Annotated in this window: 19 protein-coding genes and 3 pseudogenes; 9 read left to right on the plus strand and 13 right to left on the minus strand. The window is 58.2% G+C overall.

Annotation, left to right across the window (positions count from 1 at the left end):
• Positions 1–68 precede the first annotated feature (68 nt).
• Genes RBH20_RS19865 through RBH20_RS19900 form a run of 8 tightly spaced genes read right to left on the minus strand, consistent with a single transcriptional unit; the run spans position 69 to position 8,928 of the window.
• Complete coding sequence (locus RBH20_RS19865) at positions 69–479, minus strand: DUF3830 family protein (protein ID WP_306711957.1); 411 nt, start codon at positions 477–479, stop codon at positions 69–71.
• Positions 476–1,765: a Zn-dependent hydrolase gene (locus RBH20_RS19870; RefSeq protein ID WP_306711959.1), complete on the minus strand. Its 1,290-nt coding sequence runs from the start codon at positions 1,763–1,765 to the stop codon at positions 476–478. The genes RBH20_RS19865 and RBH20_RS19870 overlap by 4 nt, the downstream gene beginning before the upstream one ends.
• Entirely contained in the window at positions 1,765–3,174 is a 1,410-nt protein-coding gene (locus RBH20_RS19875) for a dihydroorotase family protein (protein WP_306711961.1), read from the minus strand. The genes RBH20_RS19870 and RBH20_RS19875 overlap by 1 nt, the downstream gene beginning before the upstream one ends.
• The gene (locus RBH20_RS19880; RefSeq protein ID WP_306711963.1) at positions 3,164–4,195 is read right to left on the minus strand and encodes an ABC transporter ATP-binding protein; all 1,032 of its coding nucleotides are present in this window, start codon (positions 4,193–4,195) and stop codon (positions 3,164–3,166) included. Before RBH20_RS19880 ends, RBH20_RS19875 begins: the two co-directional genes overlap by 11 nt.
• Positions 4,192–5,292, minus strand: coding sequence for an ABC transporter ATP-binding protein (locus RBH20_RS19885; protein WP_306711965.1), 1,101 nt, complete (start codon positions 5,290–5,292; stop codon positions 4,192–4,194). The genes RBH20_RS19880 and RBH20_RS19885 overlap by 4 nt, the downstream gene beginning before the upstream one ends.
• A complete protein-coding gene (locus tag RBH20_RS19890; RefSeq protein WP_306711967.1) occupies positions 5,289–6,200 on the minus strand; it encodes an ABC transporter permease in 912 nt (303 codons plus the stop codon). Before RBH20_RS19890 ends, RBH20_RS19885 begins: the two co-directional genes overlap by 4 nt.
• Complete coding sequence (locus tag RBH20_RS19895) at positions 6,197–7,225, minus strand: ABC transporter permease (protein WP_306711969.1); 1,029 nt, start codon at positions 7,223–7,225, stop codon at positions 6,197–6,199. The genes RBH20_RS19890 and RBH20_RS19895 overlap by 4 nt, the downstream gene beginning before the upstream one ends.
• Positions 7,225–8,928, minus strand: a complete 1,704-nt coding sequence (locus RBH20_RS19900; protein WP_306711971.1) for an ABC transporter substrate-binding protein — start codon at positions 8,926–8,928, stop codon at positions 7,225–7,227. The genes RBH20_RS19895 and RBH20_RS19900 overlap by 1 nt, the downstream gene beginning before the upstream one ends.
• Before the next feature lie 392 nt (positions 8,929–9,320).
• Between RBH20_RS19900 and RBH20_RS19905 the strand changes: the two genes are divergently transcribed.
• Positions 9,321–10,115: an IclR family transcriptional regulator gene (locus tag RBH20_RS19905; RefSeq protein ID WP_306711973.1), complete on the plus strand. Its 795-nt coding sequence runs from the start codon at positions 9,321–9,323 to the stop codon at positions 10,113–10,115.
• A 493-nt stretch (positions 10,116–10,608) separates the two neighbouring features.
• On the opposite strand, the pseudogene ureA reads toward RBH20_RS19905, so the two are convergent.
• Positions 10,609–10,683 (minus strand): annotated as a pseudogene (ureA, locus tag RBH20_RS21425) (urease subunit gamma); the annotation flags it as partial.
• Positions 10,680–10,811, minus strand: a complete 132-nt coding sequence (locus RBH20_RS19910; protein ID WP_306711975.1) for a hypothetical protein — start codon at positions 10,809–10,811, stop codon at positions 10,680–10,682. The gene RBH20_RS19910 and the pseudogene ureA, both read right to left, overlap by 4 nt.
• A gap of 140 nt (positions 10,812–10,951) precedes the next feature.
• Here RBH20_RS19910 and RBH20_RS19915 point away from each other — a divergent pair.
• The 6 genes and pseudogenes from RBH20_RS19915 to RBH20_RS19940 all read left to right on the plus strand — a co-directional run bounded on the left by RBH20_RS19915 (position 10,952) and on the right by RBH20_RS19940 (position 18,594).
• Positions 10,952–12,369, plus strand: a pseudogene (locus RBH20_RS19915) (transposase).
• Between the two features lie 584 nt (positions 12,370–12,953).
• Positions 12,954–13,451 carry a hypothetical protein gene (locus RBH20_RS19920; RefSeq protein WP_306711977.1) on the plus strand — a complete coding sequence of 166 codons (498 nt, stop codon included), beginning with the start codon at positions 12,954–12,956 and terminating at the stop codon, positions 13,449–13,451.
• Between the two features lie 1,162 nt (positions 13,452–14,613).
• Positions 14,614–15,030, plus strand: coding sequence for a hypothetical protein (locus RBH20_RS19925; RefSeq protein ID WP_306711979.1), 417 nt, complete (start codon positions 14,614–14,616; stop codon positions 15,028–15,030).
• Positions 15,031–15,171: 141 nt separating this feature from the next.
• Positions 15,172–15,618: a hypothetical protein gene (locus RBH20_RS19930; protein ID WP_306711980.1), complete on the plus strand. Its 447-nt coding sequence runs from the start codon at positions 15,172–15,174 to the stop codon at positions 15,616–15,618.
• A gap of 281 nt (positions 15,619–15,899) precedes the next feature.
• Positions 15,900–17,315: a PQQ-binding-like beta-propeller repeat protein gene (locus RBH20_RS19935; RefSeq protein ID WP_306711982.1), complete on the plus strand. Its 1,416-nt coding sequence runs from the start codon at positions 15,900–15,902 to the stop codon at positions 17,313–17,315.
• Positions 17,316–17,649: 334 nt separating this feature from the next.
• Entirely contained in the window at positions 17,650–18,594 is a 945-nt protein-coding gene (locus RBH20_RS19940) for an SDR family oxidoreductase (protein WP_306711984.1), read from the plus strand.
• Positions 18,595–18,811: 217 nt separating this feature from the next.
• Here the strand turns inward: RBH20_RS19940 and RBH20_RS19945 are convergent, their stop codons facing one another.
• Positions 18,812–19,648 carry a hypothetical protein gene (locus RBH20_RS19945; protein ID WP_306711986.1) on the minus strand — a complete coding sequence of 279 codons (837 nt, stop codon included), beginning with the start codon at positions 19,646–19,648 and terminating at the stop codon, positions 18,812–18,814.
• Between the two features lie 377 nt (positions 19,649–20,025).
• Here RBH20_RS19945 and RBH20_RS19950 point away from each other — a divergent pair, with 377 nt between their 5' ends.
• Together RBH20_RS19950 and RBH20_RS19955 are read left to right on the plus strand one after the other, a co-directional pair.
• Positions 20,026–21,702, plus strand: a complete 1,677-nt coding sequence (locus RBH20_RS19950; protein WP_306711988.1) for a transposase — start codon at positions 20,026–20,028, stop codon at positions 21,700–21,702.
• Between the two features lie 355 nt (positions 21,703–22,057).
• Positions 22,058–23,073, plus strand: a pseudogene (locus RBH20_RS19955) (tyrosine-type recombinase/integrase).
• Between the two features lie 216 nt (positions 23,074–23,289).
• Here RBH20_RS19955 and RBH20_RS19960 read toward each other — a convergent pair.
• Both RBH20_RS19960 and RBH20_RS19965 read right to left on the minus strand, forming a co-directional pair.
• Positions 23,290–24,243 carry a hypothetical protein gene (locus tag RBH20_RS19960; RefSeq protein WP_306711991.1) on the minus strand — a complete coding sequence of 318 codons (954 nt, stop codon included), beginning with the start codon at positions 24,241–24,243 and terminating at the stop codon, positions 23,290–23,292.
• A 288-nt stretch (positions 24,244–24,531) separates the two neighbouring features.
• Positions 24,532–24,663 carry a hypothetical protein gene (locus RBH20_RS19965; protein ID WP_306711993.1) on the minus strand — a complete coding sequence of 44 codons (132 nt, stop codon included), beginning with the start codon at positions 24,661–24,663 and terminating at the stop codon, positions 24,532–24,534.
• Positions 24,664–24,930 lie beyond the last annotated feature (267 nt).

Genomic DNA, 24,930 nt, shown 5'->3' on the forward strand with positions numbered 1-24,930 from the left:
CTGCCCATTCGACGCGATGAATCCATCAGCGTCGGAGGTCCATGGGCTCCCAGCGATGTCGGTCACCGCTACACCTCCCTGATGACGACCTCTTGAATGCCGTCGCGGAGGGTCGTCCGTTCGAGTTCTCGGAGTTCCTCGGCGCTCGCGTCGACTGACGCAACGTGGTTCCCCGCGAGTTCGCCAGCCTGGCTCTTGAAACACGTCGGCCCGCAGGGGAGCAGTATCTCCGCGTCGTTTCGAAACCCCGGGTAGAGTAACAGGTCGCCACGCGATGGATACGTCGTGTGGTTCTCCCGGGGGAGGTCCGGGAGGTCGATCTCGTCGATGTTTATCCACGTCGCGATACCGCTCCAGCGGACGTGCATTAGCTCCGAGCGTAGCGGCAAGATCTCCCTGAGTGCCGCGATGGTTTCGGGGGCCTGCTGTTCGTGTAGCTCTGCTGTAAACGTCGTCTCGTCGGTCTGAATTTCTATCATTCGTAGGTACGGTGTTGGTTGTGCTCGGTGTTCGATGCAAGCAGTGCGAGGCTCTCCGCGAGGACCTGTGTCGACACAGCGCAGTCCGCCCAGTCGGCCCACTCCTTGGGCGAGTGTGAATGCCCGCCCGTCGACGGGGCGAACAGCAACGCTGCGTCGGTCGCCTTGGCGATCTGCATCGTGTCGTGGCCCGCGCCGGAGTGGAGCGTCAGCGTCTCGACCCCGTGTCGGGAGGCCGCTGTCTCCACGGTGTCTCGGACGCGCTCGGAGAGCCGCGTCGGCGGGATTTCGTACGGAATGTCGAGTGACGTTTCGACGCCGTGTTCGCGTTCCAGGCCGTCGAGGGAGTCCTCGACGGCCCGGACCTGTCGGTCGATTTCCAGCTGGTCGACCGACCGGAGGTCGAGCCGCATCGACACGCGCCCCGGAACGACGTTGACCACGTTTGGCTCCGGTGTGAGCCGGCCGACCGTTCCGACCGCCGTTCCCGTCCCCGCGGTGGCGATTTCGCTCGCCGTCGCCTCCACGTCGAGGACGAGTTCGCTCGCCGCGACCAGTGCGTCCCGACGCGCGTCCATCCCTGTCGTCCCGGAGTGATCAGCCCGCCCGTCGATACTGACGTGGCCCCGCGTCGTGCCGGTGATATCGGTCACGACGCCGAGGGGGACGCCTGCCGCTTCGAGGTGTCCGCCCTGTTCGATGTGGAGTTCGACCCAGGCGTGCCACTCGCTCGCGTCGAGGCGGCCGGTCCCGCGGAAGCCGGCCTCCTCCAGCGCCGTGCCCAGCGAGACGCGGCCGTCGGAGAGGGCTAGGGCATCCTCGACAGATAGCTCTCCGGCAGCGACCGAGGAGCCGAGGACGCCGTCGGCGAACCGGGTCCCCTCCTCGCCGGTGAACGAGACGACCTCTAGCGGTCGCTTGAGGACGACGCCGCTGTCCCGAACAGCTCGGACTGCTTCGAGCGCGGCGTAGACGCCCAAAACCCCGTCGAAAATGCCGCCTCGCGGGACCGAGTCGAGGTGGCTACCCGTCGCGATCGGTGGAGCGTCCGGGTCACACGTTGACGGCGTCCACCGGCCGGCGATGTTGCCGACGGCGTCGATTCGGACGTCGAGCCCGACTGCTTTCATCCGGTCGACGAGGTACTCCCTCGCCCGTACGTTGGCGTCGTCCGCCGGAAGCGCTGTCCGGCCGACCCCAGTGTCGGCGTCAACGTTGCCGAACTCACCGGTTCGCTCGACGTCTGCCCGGAGCGACTCGACGTCGATGTCGATCCGTGTGTCCACTACGCCATCCCTCCCTGCGGGTCCCACGTCGGCACCTCGCGGGCACGGAACTCCCCGCGCGGGTCCCCGAAGACACCGGTCTCGTCGGCGATACGGTGTCCCCGGAGGTAGGTTTCGAGGACTTTCCCAGTCACTTCTCGGCCCTCGTATATCGAGTAATCCGCGACAGAAGCGTTGTCCGCCGCCGAGATCTCGTAGGTCTCCGTCGGATCGAACACGACGAAGTCGGCGTCGGCCCCCACGGCGAGCCGCCCCTTCTGTGGGAGCCCGAACGTCTCGGCGGGGTTTCTGGAGAGGACCCGGACGAGGAACGAGTAGGGGAGTCCACGCCGGTTGACCGCTTCGTCGTGAAACACCGGGAGCGCCGTCTGGAGGCTGTTGACGCCGAACGGACAGTCCCACCAGTCCTCGACGGCTTTCTCCGCCCGTGTCGACGCGACGTGGTCCGTCGATACGACGTCGAGAGCGCCGCTTCGAAGCGATTCGAACATCGCGTCGACGTCGTCCTCGGACCGGAGCGGGGGTGACTGGAGCGCGAGCGTCCCTTGTTTCTCGTACGCTTCCGCGGTGAGCGTCGTGAAGTGCGGGCACGTTTCGCCCCGGACACGGGTCCCGTCCTCGCGTGCCGCCGCGAGTTCCTCTACTGCAGCCCGTGAGGTGGTGTGGATGCCGTAGTACTTGCAGTCGGTCTCGGTCGCCAGCGACACGGCGTCGGACAGCGCCATCGCCTCCGCGTAGTCGGGGCGTGCGCCGGGGTAGTCCGTCGGGTGGCCGCGGCCGGCACGACGTCGCTGTTCGGTCAACGCCTGACACACCGAGTCGTCTTCCGTATGTAGGACCGCGACCGCGTCGAGGTCTGCGAGGCGCTCGAAGGCGAGCCGGAGGAACCCGTTCGAGACGCCCACGTCGTAGACGGTGAAGAACTTGAACGACGGGACACCCGCCTCTACGACCGCCTCGAACTCGTCGAAGACAGTGAGGTCCTCGGCGGTCACCGTCGCATGCAGGCCGTAGTCGACGTACGCTGACGACGCGCTCTCGCGCTGACGGTCGATAGCGTCCAGGAGCGACCCGTTCTCGGCCCACACCGACCCGGTCGCGTCGCGCTCGCGCTCACCGGTCCACGTCTGCCAGGCGAAATTAATGACGGTGGTGACGCCACCGCGGGCCGCCGCCGCCGTCCCGGTTTCGTAGGTGTCGATTGAGTTGAAGCCGTTTATGTGGACGTGCGGGTCGACGACACCCGGCAGGACCATCTTCCCGCCCACGTCCAACGTGTGGTCCGCGTCGGGCAGGTGGCGCTCGTCACCGATGGCGACGATAGTTCCGTCCTCGACGGCGAACCCCGCGTCGAGGGTCCCCTGGGCCGTGGCGAGCGTCCCACCGACGACGCGGAGGTCAGGTGCCATCTACCCCACCCCTGACGGGGGCCTGCTCGCGGAGTCGGTCGAACCCGTCCGCGCCGTCTTCGTATGCGATACACCGTACGTCTCGGTCGTCTACGTCGTACTGTTCTGGGTGTCTCATAGCACAGTCTTCGGTCGCGTGTGGACAGCGCGGGTGGAGCCGACACCCCGACGGTAGGTCACGCGCACCCGGGACTTCGCCGTCCAGGGACTCGCTGTCCGGTTTGAGCGCCTCCTCCTGCTGGGACGTGACGGGGATAGACGACAGGAGTGACCGCGTGTATGGATGCCGGGGGTTCTCGAAGAGCCGGTCGGTCGGCCCCTGTTCCTGTATCTCTCCCAGGTACATGACCGCCGTCTCGTCGGCGAAGTTCCGCACGAGCGAGAGGTCGTGCGTGATAAAGAGGTACGTGAGGTCGAACTCCGCCTGGATGTCCTCCAGCAGCGAGATGATCTTGGCCTGCACACTCACGTCGAGTGCGCTGGTCGGTTCATCAAGCAATAGCAGGGACGGTTCAACAGCCAGCGCACGGGCGATGTTGACGCGCTGTTTCTGGCCGCCGCTCAGTTCGTGCGGGTACTTGTACAGGTATTCGTCGTTGAGCCCGACCCGCTCCAGCATCTGTCTGACCCGCTCCTCGCGTTCCGAGCGAGGCACTCCGGTCGCTTTCAGCGGGACCAGGAGCGACTTCCGGATGGTCCGGCGCGGGTTCAGACAGGACGTTGGGTCCTGAAAGACCAGCTGTATCTCCGAGCGCATCTCGGCCAGTTGCTGTCGAATCGGGTTGGTGATGTCTTGGCCGTTGAACCGGATGAGCCCCGCGGTCGTCTCGTGGATGTCGATGATGGTCTTTGCGACCGTCGACTTCCCACTTCCGGACTCCCCGATGAGGGCGAGCGTCTCCCCCTCGTCGATGGTGAAGGAGACGCCGTCGACCGCCTTCGCCGGCGGGTCGGACGAGAACAGCCCCTCGGCTGGGAAGTGCTTTTTCAGGTCCTTGACTTCGAGAACGGGGCCGCTCATCGCCGCCCCTCCGCCAGCGTCCGTTCCGGCTCCGAGAGCCGCCGTTTCGTCTCTTCAAGCGTCGGTACCGGGCCCGCGTCCCCGTCCGCGTGACGGACGCAGGCAGCCCTGGCCTTGTCGCCAAACGAGACTGCCGGGGGTTCGCTGGACCGACAACTTTCGTCGGCGTACGGACAGCGCGGGTAGAACCGACACCCGAGCGGTGGGTCCGTGTACTCCGGGACCGACCCGCCGATGCCGCCGGCCATCGAGTCGCCGGACAGGCGGGGGATAGATGCTATCAACCCCTGCGTGTACGGGTGGCGCGGTGCGTCGAATATCTCAGCCGTCGGCGCGGTCTCGGCGATGCGGCCGCCGTACATGATGTAGACGCGGTCGCTCAGCTGTCGAGCGACCCCGAGGTTGTGCGTAATCATCAGGATGCTCATGTCCCGTTCGGCGATGAGGTCTTCGAGCAGCGAGAGGATCTCGTCGTGGACGGTCACGTCCAGCGCGGACCCCGGCTCGTCGGCGATGAGCAGGTCCGGCTCGTTGAGCAGCGCCTGCGCGATTATCGCCCGCTGTCGCATCCCGCCCGAGAGCTCCGACGGGTAGCTGTCCATCACCGACTCCGGGTCTGGCATCCGGACCTCTTCGAGGAGTTCCAGCACCCGCTCGCGGGCGGCCGACCGGTCCGTCGATGAGAACCGCCGCCGGAGGTACCCGACGATGCCAGTGTCTCCGTGCCCGCCAAACTGTGCCGTGTCGGTGAGTTGCTCCCCGATAGTGAACACGGGGTTCAGACTCGATAGCGGGTTCTGGAATATCACGCTGATCCGGTCCCCGTTCAGGTCCCGTCGCTCGTCGTCTGGGAGGGCACGGAGGTCCTGTCCGTCGAACTCGACGGTCCCGGAGACGTGTGCCGGGGGCTCGTCGAGAAGTCCGGTGATGGCCCTGGTGGTAACAGATTTGCCACAGCCGGTCTCGCCGGCGATGGTGACGACCTCGCCGTGGTCGACCGTCAGGTCGACGCCGTCGACGACGGCCGCGTACCCATCGAAGCCCTCGAACCCGACCGAAAGGTCCCGGACTGAGAGCAGGGGTGCACTGTCGCTCATTGCTCTACCTCCACGTCAAAGAGGTCGCGCAAACCGTCCCCAAGCATATTGAACCCCATCACGAGGACAAAGATAGCGAGTCCCGGGAATATGCTTATCCACCACTCGGCGGGCAGATACTGGGTGCCGTTTGCGACCATCGTTCCGAGTCCCGGCCTGGGGGGCTGGACGCCGAGACCGATGAACGACAGCGACGCGCCGGTCAGGACCACGATGCCGGCGTCAAGCGTCGCTTTGACCAACAGCGGCGAGAGGCAGTTCGGTAGGAGCTCTCGGAAGAGGACGTGCGTCGTACCCGCACCCGCAAGCTCTGCGGCCTGTACGTACTCCTCGTCCGAGAGACTCGCGGCCAGGCCCCGGGCCAGCCGTGCGTACCACGTCCACCAGAGCGACGCGATGGCGAACATCGCGATCTCGAGAGTTGGCTCGAAGGCCGACGCGATGGCAAGTGCCAGCACGAGCGGCGGGAGCGCGAGGAACGTGTCCGTAACGCGCATGATAATGGTGTCGACCCAGCCGCCGGCGTAGCCGGCGACCAGCCCCAGCATCACGCCGACTGGGACGCCGAGTCCGAGCACCACGGCGACCAGCAGGAGCGCGATGCGGTAGCCGAAGATGACACGCGTGAGGATGTCCCGCCCCGCGCTGTCGGTCCCGAAGGGATGGTCGAGGGACGGCGGCTGATAGGCGTTTGCGAAGTCCGTGAACGAGCCCACTTGTTCCGGGTACGGGGCGATGTAGGGCGCGAACACAGCCATGAGTGCGATTGCGACCACTATCACGAGGCCGACGACGCTCATCGGCTGGTTCGCGAACCGGCGATACGAGCGGTACCACAGCTCGCGGCGTGCCGGCGAGACGATACCGTTGAGTCTGGACGTATCGAACGAGAGGGTTTCGATGCTCATGCGCTGTCACCTGCCAGGCCGATACGCGGATCGATGACGCTCGTCAGCAGGTCGACGGCGAAGTTCACTAACACGAACACGACGCCGACCAGCATCGTGACGCCGACGACGGCGTTGACGTCCGAGGTCAGGACGGACTGGACGCCGTACTTGGCGAGGCCGGGCCAGGAGTAGACGATTTCGATGATGAACGCACCGCTGAGCAGCCACGCGTACTGGAGGCCGAGGATGGTCAGCGTCGGGACAAACGCGTTCTTCAGCGTGTACTTGTCGGTGACCAGCCACGTCGGCAGGCCGTAGCCGCGCATCGCCTCGATGTAGTCCTGGCCCTCGATGTCGATCATGCTCGAACGTGTGATACGGATGACCTGTCCCATCCCGCTGAACGAGAGGGCGAGCGCCGGCAACAGGATGTGCATCCACGCGTCGACGTGTGCCGCAGGCGACCCCGACAGGAGCGTGTCGACGAGCATGAACCCCGTCGTTCGGACTACCTCGCCGCTGTACGCCGAGGAGAGCCGTCCCGTGATAGGGAACCAGTTGAGGAAGTAGCCGAACACGAGCTGGAAGACGATGCCGACGAAGAAGCTCGGGACGCTCACCGTCGAGAAGGCGAAGAACCGGGTCGCGTTGTCGAGTACCCCGCCGTGGTGTTTCGCGGCGACGATGCCCAGCGGGATGCCAAACACCACCATGAACGTGAACGCGAGCGTGATGAGTTCGAGCGTCGCGGGGAACTTCGTCACCAAGTCGTACACGACGGCGTTTTTCGTCTGGAGGCTCTGCCCCAGGTCGCCGACGAAGAGCCGGCGCATGTACTCGATGTACTGGACCGGGAGCGACTGGTTGAGGCCCATCTCCGCGGCGAGTTCCGCCACCTGCTCCTCGCTGGCCATCGCTCCGAGCGCCATCCGGGCCGGGTTCCCCGGCAGGACCCGCGAGATGACGAAGATGAGGACCGACAGCCCCAGCAGGCTGACGGCCATCCCCGAGAGCCGACGCAGTAGCTGTCCTATGCGCGCCATTACACTTGGTGGAGGTCACGGAACGTGTACTCGAAGCCCTGTGCCGGCCGGAGCGTGAGCCCCTCGACGTCGTTCTGGAAGCCGATTGTCTTCACCGTGTGATACAGGTGCATGTCACAGTGCAGGTCCGCGAGCTTGCTCTGCAGTTGGTTGTACAACTCGACGCGGGCCTGTCGGTCGGGGGTCTGTCGCGCCTCGTCGATGAGGCTGTCCACCTCGGCGTTGTCTAGGTGTTCCATGCTCATCCAGGTGTTTGCCGCCTCAGAGTGGAACTGGTTGTAGAACATCGAGTCTGGCGACGGGTAGGTCGGGACGTAGAACACCTGGCTCGTATGTGGCGTGTCCTCTACCGTGGTCGCCATCTCCGTGATGGTCCCCCAGGTCTGGGGATTCAACTCGACGTTGATTCCGATGTCCGCCATGTTGTCTTTGAACAGCAGCCCGATGCGCTCCTGGAAGGAGTACGAAGAGGTGAACGTGTTCGTGATGGTGAGTTCCCCCTCCGAGTAGCCGGCGTCGGCGAGGATCTGCCGTGCTCGCTCGGGGTCGTACGACGGCTGGGTCACGTCGCTGTTGTGCGCTCCCCACGTCGGCGGGAGCGGCCCCTGTGCCTTCTTCATGTCCGGGCGGATCTCGTTGACGACCTGTTCGTAATCGAAGCCCCAGGCCATCGCCTCACGAACCGCAGGGTCGTCAGTCGGTGCCTTCTGGGTGTTTATTTTGTTGTACAGCAGCCCGAAGGTCGGTATCTTCTCGACCCGTGCGTTCTCCATCTGGTCGATGGCACTGTAGGTCTGGGAGTTCTGGTACTGCCCGGTCATGTCCAGTTCCCCGTTTTTCATCAGCGTCTGTACGGTCGAGTTTTCGGTGATTATGCGGACCTCGACGGTGTCGAACGCGCCATCGGGGAACTCCTTGAAATAGTCGTCGTACTTGGCGAACGTAATCGAGTTGCCCCGGGAGAAATCAGCCAGTTGGTAGGCACCGGAGCCGGCGTCGTTGTTGTTGATGTACGCCTGCCCGTAGTCGTCACGCTCGCCGTAGTCCCCGTCTTCAAGATTGTCCATGATGGTGTCTCTGTCCACGACGAACACGAGGACCATGATGGGGAGAAACGGCGCGTACGAACGGTTGAGTTCGAACGAGACCGTCTGCTCGTCCTCTACCACGATGTTCTCCTTATCGAGGACGCCGCTCAGCAGCGACGCGTACCCTTGGTTGAGGTCGAGGAACCGCTCGGTCGTGAACTTCACGTCCTCGGCGGTCACTGCGTTCCCGCTGTGGAAGGTCACGTCGTCACGCAGGGTGAAGGTGTACGTTTTGCTGTCCGCCGACACCGACCAGTCCGACGCGAGATGGGGCTGAATCTCCCCGTCGCTGTCCGGGAACACCAGCGGGTCATAGAGGTTCACGAGCGCCATCGCTTGCACGTAGTCGGTCCCCTTCGCGGGGTCTATCGTCCCGAGCCGTTGCGAGATGTTCGCGGTGAGCGTCGAGCCGCCGGTGCTGTCCGTCCCTGACCCGCTCTCTCCAGTCGACGTGCCACCGGAACTCGACCCCGACCCGGATCCCCCCGAACAGCCGGCCAGCCCGGCAGCGCCAGCCGACCCGAGCGCGGCGAGGAACTGCCGGCGCGACCCCGCCGAGGTGAACTCGGACGCGGTTATTCTGCCACGAACAGGCTCGCTCTCGCCGTCAGTCATTCGCGCGCTCCCTGTGGTTGGATGAGGCATTCGACACTGTACAGTAGTAGCTCGTTCTTCTGGGCGTTTACTTTCATTTTCGCGTCGACATAGTCGATTCGCCAGCTATTGAAAAGCTTTTCCCTACATACGTCATTATTGCACCAAGGCGATATAGGTCCGTGTAGACCTTAATCACAGTGTGTAGGCCTTAAATTTCCGAGACGAAAGGCATCGATTCAAGATGTGCGAACATCTTTTCTCCCACAATCGACTTCCTTCTGTCCACTATTCTCCGACAATAGTGCTGTAACACGCTGCCTTCACTCAGAAATAAATATGTATGCACTGTTTTCCGGACTATTGTTCAACATATACGAACATATAAGTCGTTCTGGTGTGACGGTTGTAGTATGCCTCCAACCGGTGGTGACGACGGACCGCGGACGCTACAGACCGTCTCTATGTCCGCCCAGGTGCTGGCGACGCTCAAAGAGCTAGATGGGGCTGGCGTGACGGAACTCGCGACGGAGCTCGACCTCTCGAAGAGCACTGCTCACATCCACCTGACGACGCTGGTGGAGAACGGGCTCGTCGTGAAGCGCGACAGCAGGTACGAACTGGCACTCAAACTGTTTGCGTTCGGGGAGTACGTCCGGAGCCGGAACCAGCTCTACCGGCACGGGAAGCCACAGGTCGACGAACTCGCCGACGAAACGGGGCAATACGTCCACATCGTGACCGAGGAGAACGGGCGTGCTATCAACCTCTACCAAGTGAAAGGCGACACCAGCGTGAGCGGCGAATACCAGACGACGAAGCCTCAGCAGCGGGACCACCTGCACTACACCGCCTCCGGGAAGGCGATTCTCGCTTCCCTTCCCGAGCAACGTGTCAAGGAGATCATCGACCGTCACGGACTGCCGGAGCGAACGGCGAACACGGTAACCGACCCCGAGGCGCTGTTCGAGGAGCTATCGGCCATCCACCAACGCGGGTACGCGTACAACGACGAGGAAGAGATAGAAGGGTTCCGCGCCATAGCAGCACCGGTTCAGACACCGGACGGCGAGGTCTTGGGTTCGCTGAGCGTTTCGGGGCCTGCAAGCGTCTTGCAGGCGGACCGGTTCGAAGAGACCCTCCCGGAACAGGTCGTCAACTCGGCCAACGTTATCGAAGTCAATATCAACATGAGCAATCGGTCCTGAGCCCGATACTCCGTTCGAGTATCTTGAACGTCACACACTGAGCTGCCGGGTACAGTGTGACCCGGAGGACTATCGCGGAGCAACGTGTATATACATAACATATGTACGATTGTTATGGGCTAGGGCTGATGACGAGCGGTCCGACTGAACTGCCAGGGCTGTCTTATCGTCATCTGTATCCGAAATCACAACATACGAACTTGGAGACTACTATTTCAATTTATTTTTCCAATATATGTAGAGTGAGTACTGAAATCCCAATGCAGAATGATTTATTGTTCTAATTTTCTGCCTGTTCAAGATATTTCAGTCCTTTTTACAGCCGTTACGTATGTGGATGTCGCAAAAAGGTTCAACTGGCGAACAGCCGCCGCTCAGCGCGGCGTGTGCTGCCCGGAGTGCGACGAGTTCAGTTGGGCCAATTTGATGTCCGGGGTATGTTGACAGGACCCATTAAGATCTGGTGCGTTTTCGACCCGGTCGTCCTGAATGGTTCCTTGCGGCGTCGCGCGACCTCTGCGGAGGTAAAGACTGTGAGTCGTCCCTGTTCTTTGATTGTGAGTTTCATAGCAGGTATCGCTGTGCGAGTGAGAGTCCGGAAGACCGTTCACAGGTGAGGTGGTTGCCGTCGACCCGGACCTCGAATTTTTCCGGGTCGACCTCGATGTCGTCCGGACAGGAGCTATTGTGCACCATGTCGTGGGGCTATCAAACAGGAACGGACTGAGCAGACAGGGAGTCAGTCAATGGAGCGCGTTGCTGTTGGAGTGACTGCGAGTATTTCTGGGCTGGGCGCGAAGGTTAGAGGGCGAACAGGTGGAGATGAGTGGGAGTCCATCCGAAGTGGTACGCAACGACGCGATTCAGTTCCCCTTCGACCAGTGAGATCAGCGTCGACGGCACTCCTCACGTACCTCACCCACAGTCCAGAACTCTGTGAGCAAATAGGCATAGAGACGATCCCTGACCAATCGACGCTGTGGCGCAGCTGGCACGAGCGATTCACTCCAGAGCTTCGTGAGACAATTGAGGCAGCCGCGCGGACGATTCTCATCAAAGCCCAGAACGCGGGTGTTACTGTTCCGCGCGAGCCAGAACAAAGCTTTCTATCGCAGGATGACAAAGCGGACAAATCAGACCCAGACGATCAAACCATCCTCAAGGAAGCGGGATCGATTACGAACCACATCAGCCACATTGTCTTCCCAGCCTTCTCGTTAGATCGCGGTGATGGTTGTGAAATCCACGAGAACGCCTATTGGGACTTACAAACGCATCTCGGACTTCGAGAACGGTTGGCTGCGAACGAAGGAGCTCGGAGTTTCGTCTACGAATCCACCCGGGATCGGACGCCGTTGGGCCACGCCCATCGCGATCAGATTCGTAATCTCTCTATCGAACAGGTTCGAGAGATGTATCGACGAGCCGTGAATCGATCACTGGATGAAGTCGCAGAGACGGAGGAGTTCTTCCGAGCTGGGATCGTCACTATCGATATTACGGAAGCCGACCCGTTTACTGGGGATCGGACTGGTCACGAGGACGAAATCATTGGCACGAAGGAAAAGACCGACGAGTACGCCTATCAGTGGGCCACTGTGCAACTGGTCGGGAACGCTGTCCCAATCGTGCTAGACGCACGGCCGGTTCGGAAAGGCGAGACTCGCAAGGAAATCGTCAAGGATCTACTCGCCTCTGCTGAGGAGTTGGTCCACGTCGATAACGTACTGATGGATCGTGAGTTCGACAGCCAGCACATTCTGGAGATGCTCAGCCAGCGTGGACTGTCGTATGTCGTCCCGAAACGGATGCAGACCAGCGAGAAAGCCAAGCTAAGAGTTTGCTTCAGCGTGGCCAGAATCGGTACGAAACCGACAGGAAACTCCATCTCGGGAAGAACGAGTGGCACGAGACGACACTGATCTATCGGCGAAAGGAGGACTCTGAGCATGACGACCACCGGCAGTACTCAGTGTTCATGACGAATACCAGCAGTGCCTTTCTCACCGAATACGGGTATCGGTGGGAGATTGAAAGTGGTTACAGATCGATCAAGCGATTCATGGCCGCGACGACGTCGAAGCATTTTGGACTCCGGTTCTTTTATTTCGCGTTTGCCTGTCTCCTATACTCGATTTGGCGAGCGGTGGATCTGCTTGTGCAAGTCGAGTTGACTGGTGAGTATGAACACTCACCGATGGTGACGGCGGATAATACGCTGACGCTGCTGAAGAAGGAGACTGGGATCGGGTAGGGATAACTCGATCTGAGGTAGCGCGATGTCGAGTGGCTACACTACCGACAGTCTTCAGAATTCGGCGATATAATTAGTAGTACAACAGGAACGAGTAACTGAGAGCCAATCTGGAGCGGTTTCCGTTCGACGATTCGCCCAAATACACGCATTACAGCCTCGCTAAACCCGCTGTAGTCTCAACTTCCAAAGTAGCGCGCAGTAGTTGAGACTGGATTTCTCAATGCATACGTCTTCGAATCTTTTCGTGGTTGAGCGTAATCACTACTGGTGAACCACAAAGTATCATAGTTTTCAGTCTTGAAACTCTTTAATGTAAGTGACGTACATTTGACCACTCATGCCATATTCTCAAATAGAAAACATTTATTTCATCAATGTCCGTGAACTGATTGTGAAACGGCACCCAGTGAAATCGGCACGTTCCCCTACTGTCCGGAGTGATAGGCCCTCTCTCCGAGGACAAGCGGACCAGTATCAGACCCAGACTGGACCGGTAACCGATCACGGACCATCCACGGACGAACGGCCCCGGTGACATGAGTGGGGCCCCACAGCGTACGACTGCGGGACTGATCGACGAGATGGAACCGGGTGTGCTGGCTGTCCTTAGTGGGGTCGTGACGGGACTGATTGGAGGGGTGGCGTACTTTCTGGTCCCCCTAGCGACCAGCGAGTACGTCAACACTGTCAGTCGTGACTCCTTTGAGATTACCTTATACATCTTTGAATACTTTTTTGCGCAGTCGCTTTTCTATCATGTCGGGGTTCTGGTCTTGGTGCCGCTCGTGACTACAGCAGTAGCTCTGTCACTTGCCCGCCGGAGTGGACACGTCGGCCGATCAACTGCCGTGGCTGTCATGGCCACGGTCGTCGTTGGGCCAGTCATAATGGTCTGGCTCGGGATGATTGTCGCTCTGGTCGCCATCGCGGCTCAGCAACTGTACGTCGCTCTTTTCGGCTTCACAATTGCCCTCAGCATTGCGATAGTTTTCTCGATATTTGTCGCCACCATCACCGCGGTGAGTGCGGTCGGCGGCTACGCGTTGGTTGAACAGTTTGGGGCCCGGCCTCCGGAATAGTCGCAGGCTGGAGTGCCGTCTCGCCACAGATAACAGCGGGAGAACGGGACTGGTGGTGAGTCATGCATCGTAGTTCAAGAGTGATCAATTTTTGACATGCCCTGTACCCCTCCAGTCATACGGTAGCATAGTACCGAGTTATGTCTCTGTATTGAGTGGTTCTTGGCCTGTAGTGAACGATTCATGGTTGGTGCTTCCGGGTTTGTGCTCCGTCATTCGTAAAATGATGTTTTCGTATTTGTTCCTAATGAGTTAGAGGTCTTATGAACAGATCGAAATTCGGGCAGATTCACGTATTGCCCTGTAAGACCGCTAATGTCAACTGCTATAACTCCAGAGATGGATTTGATATGAGATTTTGAAAAAGAAACTCAGATGAAAACTATCTCAAAATGGAAATATCATGCAGGATACTTATATCGGGTGCCATTAACAATGATATGTGAACGATAGGAATCTCAAACGGAATCATTCAAATATAACAAGTTCACCAGATCAGAGCAAAAGAGACAATAAATTGAAACTGTTTTCTCGGCGTCAGGTTCTTCACGGTATCGGAACAGCGGGAATCGCCGGAGGCGTGTTGTCGGGAACCACGGGAATAGCCGGTGCTGCGTCTGACACAATTCTCGGTGATTTTGAGGACGGCGTCAATGGGTGGAAGACTACCGGAGGGAATACACTTGAGACTGTAAGCCGCAGTGACAAACCTGCACCTGTCACACGCGGAGAGTCTGCACTTGCGGTCACAGCTGACGGTGACCCCCAACCTGCGGTGTTCACTCAGGCGCGCGGTCGCGACTCCACCCGTGACGGAAAAAATCCGGCGTTCGACGACTTTACCGCTGACGGGCTTTCACCGGATCGGACTCCCTTCCGCCCGTTCGCCCCGCTCAGATACAAAGATACATTCGGTGATGGAAAGGGGCCGCATCCGGTGATGCGAGAGGTCAACGCTGGGACAACCCTTAACGAGAGTCAACTTGAATCAAAATTCAATTCCCCTCTCTTTCCGTCACCGTTCTAAATAAGGTACTTACACACTGTGCTCCCTATCCCAACATCGCTGACCAATGTTGATCATCTCACGGTCCTCGCAGTCGTCTCAATGCTGTTAGTGATTTCCGGGTGCCTCGGCACTCCCACGGGACAGACCGGGCCGGTGAGCCTGCACCTCGCAAATGGTGGCAACGCGACCCACGAGTTGTCCGTCTCGGTCGTCTCGGGAGAACTCGGGGATGAATCGGTTGGGCTCAACCGAATCGGGAGAGATATCATTCACGTCTCACCGAGACAGGGATTGGTGACGTATAGGTTCACGGGTGCTCAACCCGACGTGGAATCGATCGAACTCCCGCAGAACAGGGTAGTTTCACAAGAGGAATTTCGGCTAACCCCGAACGAGAGCGTTCAGACGAACATCACGGACTTTCAGACCGGTGACACGCTTGTGATCATCGACCGCAGGGACGGTCGGATATCGACGTTGATAACGGCCAACTGTGATGACCAAGGGCTCGACTTCGTTTCGATCATCGCAAGTACCGACAGGACATCGGCCGCCTACGCCTGCGACTAGCCAGGCGTCCGTTTCCCCAAGAGAAAGCCACCAGAGAACCAATCCATGCAATCGATCCGCTCCACGGGCGAATCGACCGGTCGCCATACGGCGGTAGCTGCCTCGCTGGTGGTCGTGCTAGCTGTCCTCGGGGCTGGGTGCATGAGCGACTCGCCAGGATATACCGGGCCAGTACGCGTGGGTCTGGCAAACGGCGACAACGTGAGCCACGAATTCTCCGTGTCGGTTGTCGAGGGTGAAATCAAGGAGGATATTGTCGGTATCCATAGAGCGGACGGAACAATCGGATATACCGCACCTGGGCAAGGTACAGTAACGTACACGTTTCGGAAAACGAACAACACGGTTTCTAGAATTGAGCTCCCGGCGAATCGTACCCGGTCGGTCGGGACCTACGATCTTGCGCCAGATGAGCAACATCAAATGAACGTGACAGGGCTCGAGACCGGCGACACGCTCGTCATCGTCGATCGCTCCAACGGTATCGTGGGAAGCCTTGTCACGTCCAACTGCGCTGAAAACGGACTGGAATTTGTCTCGGTCACGGCAGGTCCTACCAGAACCCAGGCAGGCGACTCCTGCTACTAGCCTGGCCGTGGCACCACAATCAATCGACTCTTGACTGACCAATGCACCTGCTCCACTCCACGGACGAATCGGCCGGGCGACCGGGCTTCCCGGAGTCTAGCGCGCCAAACTACCTCACGTTGGCTCCAGGACCCCCTCAGTCCGTATTCAGTGAAAATCAAAACGGCGATCCGCTCAGTGCAAGCACCGACACGTCCCGGCTTCCCAACACCGTTCTGAGTCCGTTTGCGAATACTATCAACAACAGATAACTTTCACGTCTTCACTGTAATGTACCTAGTATGAACCGGCGAGTGTTCCTGGGGGCAGTTGGAAGCAGCGCCGTTGCGCTGAGTGGCTGCAACGCGTTTTCCGGTGAGTCGGAAGAATTCCCGGGCCAAGGAACCGTCTCTTGTGGCGCTGATGCGAGCGAAACGACGACGCCGGCGTCCCAGAGTTCGCTCACGCCAGTTGAGGGATCGTGGCCTACGACATATTACGACGCCCAGTTGACGGCGTACAATCCGGATGCTACCCCGCCGCGCTCGTGCCCACAGGTCCAGTGGCGCTCTCGTATCGAGGTACAAGCCGAGGTCGCTGGTCAGGGAGACCGGTGGGACCTCTATTACGATCTCCACGGCTCACCAGCCGTTGTAGATGGCAGTTGCTACGTCTGTGATGTCGAAAACGAGTTCTACGCGTTCGACGCAGCCACCGGTCAGGAGCGATGGCGAAAGGAGCTAAACCGGAGTGGAAGCCAGGGTGTCTCGGTCGTTGACAACGTCGCGTATTTCGGGAACGGGCCAAGCGTTCGTGCGATTGACCTAATCGACCGAACCGAACGGTGGCACGCGACCCCACCGCAAGCGGAACTCAATATGGATTCGACGAAGTTCAGTCCGACGACTGCACCGACTGTGGGAATGGGGAGTGTCTGTGTCGGGACTGTCGGTGGCCTCGTGCAAGCGTTCGATGCCAGTACCGGGCGACTCCAGTGGCAGTACGACGTTGTCGAGGATCCGCCCGAACCAGTCGACTGGCGGCCAGACGATGATGACTACGAAGCATATCCGTCGGTTGGGGCACCGGCTATCGCTGGGGAACGCGTCTACGCGGGAGACCTCACTGGCGCTGTTACTGCCTTCGATCGCCCGACCGGTGACCGGCAGTGGCGGACCCAGCTGAACACACTGGTTAACGGTGGTTTAGCCGTCGCCGGGGATAGTGTCTATGTGACCACGCTGACAGATCTCTACAGACTGTCACGCGAAACCGGGCAGATCATCTGGGCATTGAGCGACACGTTCGAATCGGAGACGGCGGGGCCCGGTGAGACGCCACCGACGAAGCAGGGAATCCATGTCATTGGCCAGCCAGCTATCGCGACCGACTCCCAGAGCGCCGAGGGGAGTTCGCCGGATGGACTCGTGTATCTGTTTGCCGCCCAACGGGGACGACCACGACAGGTACGGGCGGTCGATATGATGACGGGGAGTGTCGAGTGGACGGCACCAGTTTCGACCAGTTGGACTGCTGGTATCAGTGTGGGTGGTGACGTGGTCCTAGCAAACGCTGGTGACTACGCGGTGGCAATGGATCGGTACGACGGCTCGGTGCTGTGGGGTATCGAAGTATCGCACTCGACCGATACGTGTGCGCTCGTGGGGGATGCCGTCTTCATTTCAGACTTTGCAGGCTACGTGTACGGTATCGCCTGAGAATACCGAATTGGGGTGCGTAATGGGACCGCTGTGGGGAACGGTACTGCAACTGGTTGGTTCTCGATTCGCCTCAATCTCTTCGAGGGGAGAATAACGTCATCTGGATAATAAGAGAGAAGAGAGGTAGGTAGTGTTCTAAACCAAAGGCGCCATTGAATCACTAGACGGCGTCGGTATAGATCGGTGAATCAAAGGCAGTTAAGCGGGTGAGTAGCGGTTTGGATGAACGTCATTACCTGCTTCACCGAGAAGATTAATGCGGCCGCACGGTTAATTGGTGTATAGAAAGTGTATCTGAGATTTAATAATCTATGGTTCATATCGTCTAATAATGAAGATTGGCCTCACGGGTGGAACCGGATTCATAGGTTCCCATCTTGTTGACCAGCTTGCCGCCGATGACCACCGGATAGTTCTCGTCTCGCGAAGTGGAAGCAAAGGGAATGAGGCGCTTCAAGATCACCCCGGGACTGAATTATTTCAAGCTTCGATCACAGATAGGGAGGCATTACGGACTGCCTTCGCAGACTGTGATCGGATTATCCATCTCGCGGGCATCAATATCGAACGCGGAACGCAAACGTACGACGCGGTCCACGTTCGAGGAACGAAAAACGTCGTAGCGGCAGCCAAAGATGGCGATGCATCGAAGATACTTCTCTCAAGTTTCCTTCGGGCACGACCAAACTGCGGATCTGCGTATCACGAGTCGAAGTGGCAGGCTGAACAGATTGTGAGAAACTCGGAAATGGACTACACGATATTCAAACCAGGAATCACGTACGGTCCGGGGGACCACATGCTCGATCATCTCTCACGAGCCCTCTCTACAGTTCCCGTGTTCCCAACGATTGGATTTGCTGAACATCGATTACGGCCGTTAGCGATCGCTGACCTTGTTGATTGTTTAGTTGCCTCAGCAGTTGACAACAAGCTCTCGAAGGCGACGGTCGGCGTCGTAGGCCCCGAAGAAGTCACGCTACGCGAGATGGTCCGGAGAGTCGGAACTGTTCTCGGCAAGAATCCGCTAATATTTCCACTTCCTGTTTTTGTACACTATGCACTGGCACAGGTACAAGAACGGGTACTGGAAATACCCATTACAACAGTTGGACAGATCCGAATTCTTGCGGAAGGTGCAAGCGAGCCTGCCCCAACATCGGTTTGTGAACCGCTCACCGACGAATTAGAACCAACACGGTCGTTCTCGAAAGAGCGGATCGCAGACGGAATTACGACTACCGATCCCTATGGGTTCAGTGATCTCCGATGGTAGATTTCGCGAAGATCTCAAATCCACTTGTTCAGACAAATCTCGTATTAATCTTGTCGGTCAGATATGCTCTTTGGATTTACAGAGATGTGGACATCCAGCGGTTCTCTGGTCAGTACAGGAGACTCACGTAGTAGTGCTAGACGCCAAAATCACCACAGTCTGTCAGTAGCGCTGTGCGAGATACAGAACGTGTCGTCGGCAGCAGCCGTCACGACCCTCATCCGTGGCCGGCGTTCGAGACGGTAGTGAGTCGATAGCGGAGGTGACCGCCAGCGAAGGCGATAGCAGCGATTCCCAATATCACGGGGACGACTGGCAACAACAGAATCCCGATGAATGGGATTCCGAGCGCAAGGCCGAGGAACCCAATGCCGACGAATAACAGCCCACTTCCGACTCCCCATCCAACAACGATGGGCCGACTCGATCTCAGTACCGCGATCGGTGTAGCTCGGAACTGGGCTACTGCTCGCTTACCAGCAGCAACGAATGACATCCGCCCACGAGTGAGATCCACCGGGATCGAGCGTCCTGCCACGCCAGCAACGGCACCGGTGATGGTGACTATGACAACCGCAACAAGCCCGAAGACAGGGGCTGAGAGCAGTTGCACGAGCCCATGGGGCGGCAAAATCGGGTTTATAACCGATAGCATGGCCCCGAGTCCGAACACCGCGAGAAGCGTCCAAGCGGCCAGTCCGCGGCGGTTCGGAATCGAGCGGTCGGTCAGCGACCGGAGAGCGATGAGGTCAACTGCAACGGTACACACCGCAAACACGATGGGGAACGAGGTGAACGCAATCCGGAAGAGGCTCCGAACTACCGCTCCGTCGGCGGCGAACACCCCGGTCGCTTGTCGCGTCCAGTCGAGTTGGTAGCCGAGCAGGTACGGAACGGCCCATGCAGCGATGAGGCCGCCGACGAGCCCGAGCACGTAGCCACCGGTGATGAGACCAAACAACACCGGATGATCACTGAGGCTGTCGGTCCTCTCGGCTGATCGATCCGGATTCGTGGCGTCAGCGCGACGTTCGTCAGGCTCGTTATCGACCACACCGACTGCTCGCTCAGAGGCTACAAAACGATTTGGGGTGGCCCCGTTGCAATCAGTGGGTCGCTGAAACGGTGGCTCGGCGGTGAGACTGGCCGTTCCGTCGATGGGGTGAGCGGCTGTCCCACCGGTAGTGTGGTTTGTGTGGACCCCGCTTCCCCGCTCTACATACGCGCTGTGTTTTCAGCACGCCCCTTCCGAGTCATCGAAATTTGGAAGGATCTAAAGTAGTCCATTCGCAGGCTTACTGGACAGGCATTTTACCCCTACAACTGAATAAAGAACCGTATTGGCAACACCGTTAGCGACATTGAGGGCTATATGTGTCCTCTATTATCAGTTAGACGAATTTTTGGGCGCGTCGTGGCCAGTTTCTCGTAGTGGTTGCGAGTTGTGATTCCAAACGCACTGTCTTCCGACGAATCGCCCAGCAATCATTCGTTGAATGGCCAGCATACGATTCGACACCACTGTACGCCCGGAGTTCGCTCGCCGCCCTCAAAGAAGACATTCGGACCGTTGCCTCCGCATGGTTCGACCACGAGGCCCACGATTCTGTTGACGAGTTCGTGTCTCACTACCCAGTAGCGTATTTCAATTTTCGGCCACATGACCGGTATTCTGGAGCCACCCAATACGAGATGGCGCAATTGTTCCGACTGTTTCTGCTCAAAGAACTTCACGACTGGACCCACGAAACGGCACTCCTCACGTACCTCATTCACAGTCCAGAACTTTGTGAGCGACTAAGCATAGAGACAGTCCCAGACCAGTCGACGCTGTGGCGCAGCTGGCACGAACGATTCACAACAGAGCTTCGCGAGACAATTGAGGCAGCCGCCCGGATAATTCTGATCAAAGCCCAAGACGCAGGCGTTGCTGCCCCACGCGAGCCAGAACGTCAGCTTCCATTTCACGGCGATGAACAAGAGGAATCAGATCCAGACAATCAAGCACTCCTCGACGAAGCGGCATCGGTTACGGACCACATCGGCCACGTCGTTTTCCCGGCATTCTCACTGAATCGTGACAACGGTTGTGAAATCCATGAGAACGCCTACTGGGATTTACAAACGCATCTCGGACTTCGTGAGGGGCTGGCTGCGAACGAAGGAGCCCGGAGTTTCGTCTATGAATCGAACCGAGATCAGACCCCGTTGGGACACGCCCATCGTGATCAAATTCGTGATCTCTCTATCGAGCAAATTCGTGAGATGTATCGACAGGCTGTGACTCGACTGTTAGGGGAAGCAGCGGAGACGGGGGAGTTCTTCCGAGCAGGGATCGTCGCTATCGATATCACTGAGGCGGACCCGTTTACTGGGGATCGTACTGGTCACGAGGACGAAATTATCGGGACAAAGGAGAAGACCGATGAATACGCTTATCAGTGGGCGACGGTCCAGTTAGTCGGCAACGCCGTTCCAATCGTGTTAGACGCACGGCCGGTGGAAAAAGGGGACACGCGTAAGGAGATCGTCAAGGACCTACTTGATTCTGCCGAGGAACTGGTCCATGTCGATAACGTACTGATAGATCGGGAATTCGACAGCCAGCACGTTTTGGAGATGATCAGCCAGCGCGGCCTCTCCTATGTCGTGCCGAAACGAATGCAAACCAGCGAGAAAGCCCAAGCCAAGCGACTCTTGCAGCGCGGCCAAGATCGGTACGAGACCGACCGAAAACTCCATCTCGGGAAGAACAAATGGCACGAGACAACGCTGATCTATCGACGAAAGGAGGACTCTGAGCATGATGATTCCCGGCAGTACTCGGTATTCATGACAAATACCAGTAGCGCCTATCTGACCGAGTACGGGTATCGCTGGGAGATCGAGAGCGGCTACAAATCGATCAAGCGATTCATGGCCGCAACGACGTCGAAAGATTTCGGGTTGCGATTCTTCTATTTCGCGTTTGCGTGTCTGCTATACTCGATCTGGCGGGCGGTTGATTTGCTCGTACAAGTCGAATTGACTGGTGAATACGAGCATTCGCCGGTGGTGACGGCCGATAACACGCTGACGCTGTTGAAGAAGGAGACTGGAATCGGGTAAAGAGGGAACTCAATCCGGGTGATTGCGGAATTTGAGTGGATACACTATGGAAAATCTTCGGAATCTGGAAATATAGTCAGTAATACAACATGATTGGCTGATTGAGAGCTAATCTGAATCTGTCCTCGGTCACTTAATCGTCCAAATACATACATTACAGCCCCGCTACACCCGTTGTAGTCTCAACTTCCACCAGCACCCATTTTGTATAGCAGCATATAGTTTATCGGGTCCAGTATATACAGTTCCCACGCCGTTTAGTCCCTGAAACACCGATATTCTGGTTCGGGGATTAGGTTTGTATTACCGCAGTAAGCACCACCAGTTTCACCCGAACCGACGCTGTACGGGAAGCATGGATCGGCTTCCGCCGGAGTACAACGCTACTCCCGGGATGATGCCCTCGAAGCAGCCATCGAGAAGCGACTGATCGACATCGACTCCGGACGCTACCGAACAACCGTCGCGAGCGTGCTGCGGAAGTTCGCGGCATGGAGTCGAGACCAGCATGGCATTACCAGTCCAGAAGAGATTGACGACAATCGCTGTCGACAATACCTCGTGAGCTAGTCCGAGCCGATGATCGGGACGATATCTCGCCAGAAACAGCACGGCGGTACTTCGCTTACGTCCGCTCATTTCTCACCTGGCCCGTCTACGAAGGGCTCATACCGACGAACCCAGCTAAGACCAACCACGCCGAAGGCCCCCGACAGACGAGACCGAGACTGACCAACAGTACTGGACGACACGCGACCGCGAAGCCATTTGCGCGACGCCACTGCCCGCGTCGACGAAGCCGGCGAAAGTGGAGACGTCGACCGCACGGCGGCCTACCGCGACCAGGCACTCGTCTTCTTACTCGCCTATTCCGGAGCCCGCAGTGCGGAACTCGCCGCTGTCTCTGACGATGAGGAACGGAACGGCCTGCGGTGGCGTCACGTCAACCTCGATGCTGGCACGATGCAGGTGTTCGGCAAGAATCGCACCCGAGAGTCCGCACCCATCCTTGATGATGCACTTCGTCCACTCCGGCGCTGGAAGCAACTCCGAGAGCCTGACGAGAACGAGGCCGTGTTCCACAGACTCGACAACGCGGCGAAAGCCATGGACCCGACACTGTCGATCACAACGCAGTCGGCGAGGAACATACTAGCAGACCTCTGCGAGTGGTACGACTACGTGTTCAAGGAACTGCTGAAACCACACGGCGCACGCCGGGGGCTTGGACGAGAAATCTATCGCGAAAACCCACAACTGGCACAGGACATACTCCGACACAAGTCCATCGAGACAACGCATGAAGGGTACGCTCAAGAAGCGGCAAAACGCACCCGTGACGAAGCGAACGATATCATCGGCCGTGAGTAGGCTAACCAACGCAGGCAGGAAGAACACTCGATTTGTTGGTTAGCCCAGTCAGAGGTTCGTCAATGAGCCTTCTCGTCGGCGTTGATATCCAGGCCCAATTCGGGATCCTTATCCACACCTGCTGTCTGACCTGCCCCGTAGATTTGACACTTCTAGTAAGAATACTTCTGCAGTCTCTATCAGTGTATCTTTGGAACTCACAAAGCCTCAGATCAATTATGAACTACTATTCTGCGGGTCTTTTGTGACGATTGACGCACTTTCCGGCTGCTTCTCTAATGACTCTACCTCGGCAACTTGTTCCCAGACAACAGTTTTCATCTTGGAACTTAGGCCGCTATATTTAGCCGCAACTGTCATCGTGACGTTGTACTCAAGACCTTGTTGAACCGACCAGCCTGCGGTCTCCTCATTTTCTAGAACAGAATAAGGAGAGTGTAACCCATTACCAATACTCCCATACGTCTCAACAAACTGTCGTCTTTCCCCTGGATGAAGGACTACTGGCACTTCTGCGCCACTTTTGAATGTGGGAGGGTTGACCAGACTTTCTTTTTGACTTTCTGGCGACCATATCTCTGATATGCTGGTTGTCTTGTTCTCTTCTCCCGGGGGATACCACTCTGCGGTGTACGTTTCGGATTCGTAGCCAACCCACTTCATCTCGTCCGGCGCAGTTCCAGCGTTCTTGACAGTTAATACCGGACTGGCAATAGAAACCTTGTTTTCAGGCGTGTAAGCGCCTGTCTCAGTTGCTGTCTCCCACTCAACGAGTTGGATGTCCGGCACAAACTCCTGTTTCACTTCGGCGATGACACTATCATTATCGGAGTTGATCGCGGCGAATCGGTAAGTTCCTGGCTCGTAGCCCGAGAAGTCAAGTGACACTTTCCCGGCTGACGGCGTCACACTAGTGTCAGAAAACTTTTCGCCGTCGTAAAACGCAACAATCTGGTCATACCCTTCGGTTGTCGCCAGCGAGATGTTGAGTGTATAATCTTCGAACGAAAACCCGGCGAAGACGCTGGAGTCGCTATCTTCTCCACCGCTGCCATCAGAACTGCTTCCTGTGCTATTCCCACTTCCAGAATTTCCACCGCATCCGGCGATGGCAAGAGATAGTGAAGTACCAATACCAGTCAAGAGTCGACGACGTGTCTTTTTAGTCATCAATAAACACCATCTGAGGGACCGATATACGTAGCTATCCTATTTTCGGTATTTGTAACTGGCGATAAAACAGCAAGTAGAAACTGTATAGGATCAGTTCGAACCACTCGTTTCTGATACTGGGTCGATGAGTGTTCGTAACACCGAATAAGCCACTTCTCAAAGAATAGTTGAGAGGAACGGGCCACACGCCCGGCTGGTAGCTAGCTCAGTCGGGAACTTCGTTGACGAAACCCCCCATAGCGTCGGTATCCGCCTAACTCCGTAGCTTCGTCAACACCGTGCCGTTCAGTCCAGTCTCTGGGCAGCGACCGACGCTTTGCGTGAAGTCGTCACACCTTGGATATAGATGTAGAGTGCTGCTTCCAGAAGCCCGTCACCAGCAAAAGCGACAGCCTCGCCCGCCTCAACCACGTCCATAATCGGCGAGAGACCCGGAACTGCAAGTATCTGTCCGGCCACGACCAAATGAGGAAGGCACCATTAATACACGAGCCAACAGCCCGCATGAATGCTATCGATGTTATAACAACTCACCAAGACTCGCCGACCGAAACCGGCGATATCGGGAACATATACACGAGGGCTATGCTCAGGAGGCAGCAAAGCGAACGATATTATCCGCGGTGAGTAGGTTGCTGACATCTCTTCAAAAAGGGTAGACAGACGATCACGCCCCAGCTGAGC

Origin of the sequence: Haloarcula sp. H-GB4, assembly GCF_030848575.1 — an archaeon.
Lineage (GTDB): Archaea > Halobacteriota > Halobacteria > Halobacteriales > Haloarculaceae > Haloarcula.